The sequence below is a fragment of the Devosia soli genome, assembly GCF_000970455.1.
GTDB lineage: Bacteria > Pseudomonadota > Alphaproteobacteria > Rhizobiales > Devosiaceae > Devosia > Devosia soli.
Genome location: NZ_LAJG01000045.1, coordinates 1 through 462 on the forward strand (window position 1 = coordinate 1; position 462 = coordinate 462).

Below are 462 nucleotides of genomic sequence, written 5' to 3' on the forward strand. Positions count from 1 at the left end.
TTGACGTGCAAGGCGACCCTCAAAAGGAATGGCATTGGTCAGGGTAAGCGTGCCGGCGCCGCTCTTGATCATCTCGCCCGCGCCCGAGAGGAGGCCAATGAGCGTCAGGTCGTTGTAGATCTGGACATACTGATTGCCCGAGCTGCCAAAGAGCACAAAATCGTTCGCAAGCGCGAGCGCACGGCCGAGCGGACTGTTGAAATAGGTATAGCTGCTCATGGTGACGGCGCCGGCGCCGTCACCATGAGCAGCTATACCTATTTCAACAGTCCGCTCGGCCGTGCGCTCGCGCTTGCGAACGATTTTGTGCTCTTTGGCAGCTCGGGCAATCAGTATGTCCAGATCTACAACGACCTGACGCTCATTGGCCTCCTCTCGGGCGCGGGCGAGATGATCAAGAGCGGCGCCGGCACGCTTACCCTGACCAATGCCATTCCTTTTGAGGGTCGCCTTGCACGTCAA

The 462-nt window shown here is 58.9% G+C and carries 2 pseudogenes; one reads left to right on the plus strand and one right to left on the minus strand.

From position 1 onward, the window contains the following. Positions 1-219, minus strand: a pseudogene (locus tag VW35_RS18515) (hypothetical protein); the annotation flags it as partial. 24 nt (positions 220-243) lie between these two features. On the opposite strand from VW35_RS18515, the pseudogene VW35_RS18520 reads away from it, so the two are divergent. Beyond that, a pseudogene (locus VW35_RS18520) lies at positions 244-462 on the plus strand (hypothetical protein); the annotation flags it as partial.